This window comes from Mesorhizobium sp. M7D.F.Ca.US.004.03.1.1, from assembly GCF_003998635.1.
Taxonomy (GTDB): domain Bacteria; phylum Pseudomonadota; class Alphaproteobacteria; order Rhizobiales; family Rhizobiaceae; genus Mesorhizobium; species Mesorhizobium loti.
In genome coordinates this window covers 1-1,566 of sequence record NZ_RZQG01001182.1, presented here as the reverse complement: position 1 = coordinate 1,566, position 1,566 = coordinate 1, and the positions used below count along the sequence as shown (strand labels likewise).

The 1,566-nt window shown below is 66.7% G+C and carries 1 protein-coding gene and 1 pseudogene; both read left to right on the top strand.

The window, feature by feature from the left end; translation table 11 throughout:
• Nucleotides 1-295: pseudogene (locus EN935_RS35325) on the top strand (hypothetical protein); the annotation flags it as partial.
• Nucleotides 292-1,566, top strand: a 1,275-nt coding sequence (gene waaA / locus EN935_RS35320; protein WP_127374189.1) for a lipid IV(A) 3-deoxy-D-manno-octulosonic acid transferase, incomplete at its 3' end; no start/stop codon positions are given. The pseudogene EN935_RS35325 and the gene waaA, both read left to right, overlap by 4 nt.

Genomic DNA, 1,566 nt, shown 5'->3' with positions numbered 1-1,566 from the left:
TCCGCACGGTACGCCGCGAGACGCAGGGCTTGGTATCGTTCTCCTGGCACGGCTCTCCGGTCGGCCACTGCTGCCTGTCGCCATCACCACCAGCCGCCGCAAGGTGCTGGAGAAGAGCTGGGACAAGACCACCATCAACCTGCCGTTCGGCCGCTCGTCGATCGTTATCGGCACGCCGATCTTCGTGGCGGCCGGCGCCGATGAAGCCGAAATGGAGCGCAAGCGTCAGGAAGTGACCGTCGCGCTCAATGCCGCGACCGCCGAGGCCTACCGTCTCGTGGATGCTCCGCGATGAGCGGTCGCTGGGCGCGAGCCATGCTGTCGGCATACCGTTTCGCGGGTGCGGCCGCTTATCCGCTGGTCGGACCCTATGTTGCCTGGCGCACCTCGCGCGGCAAGGAAGACCGCTACCGCCGCCGCGAGCGCTATGGCGTCGCCGGCCGCGCGCGCCCCGAAGGGCCGGTGATCTGGATTCACGCAGCGAGCGTCGGTGAGACAATAGCCGTCGTGCCGCTGGTCGAAAGCATTCTCGACTATGGTGTCAACATCGTGCTGACGACCGGCACGGTCACCTCGGCGCAGGTTGCCGACGAGCGGCTCGGCGATCGCATCATCCACCAATATGTGCCGCTCGACCTCAAGCCGGCGGTCAGCCGGTTCCTCGATCACTGGCAGCCGGATCTGGCGATCATCGCCGAATCCGAGATCTGGCCGATGACCATCCTCGAGCTTGGCGCGCGTCGCGTGCCGCAGGTGCTGGTCAATGGCAGGCTGTCCGACCGCTCGTTCAAGTCGTGGAAGAAACGGGCCAACATCGCCGAGGCGTTGTTCGAGAACCTGGCTCATGTGGTGGCGCAGTCGGATGTCGATGGCGAGCGGTTTCTGGCGCTCGGCGCGCGGCCGGTCACCGTGTCGGGCAACCTCAAGGTCGACACGTCGCCGCCTCCGGTCGATGAACGGGTGCTGGCGACGCTGCGGCGGCAGATCGGCCCGCGCCCGACCTGGGCGGCGATCTCGACCCATGATGGCGAGGAGGTGGTCGCTGCCGAGGTCCACGCGACACTGCACAAGCGTCACCACGGTCTTTTGACGATCGTCGTTCCACGCCACCCTGACCGCGCCGAGGCGCTGGCGACGCAGATTTCCGGCATGGGCCTGAAGGTCGCGCGGCGCAGCAAGGGCGACAGGATCACAGCCGACACCGACATATTGCTCGGCGACACGATCGGCGAGATGGGGCTCTATCTCAGGCTGACGGAAATCGCCTTCGTCGGCCGCTCGCTGACATCCGAGGGCGGCCAGAACCCGCTGGAGCCGGCCATGCTCGACACGGCGGTCCTTGCCGGGCGCAATGTGCAGAATTTTCGCGAGGCCTACCAGCGTCTGCTCGACAGCGGCGGCGCCAAGCTGGTGCGCGATCGCGATATGCTGGCCGGCGCCGTCAATTTCCTCCTGACCAACGAAGTTGCGCGCCACGAGATGATGGCGGCGGGCGTTGCGACCGTCGACGAGATGCGCGGTGCGCTGGCGCGCACGCTGAAATCGCTTGAGCCCTACATTCAGCCG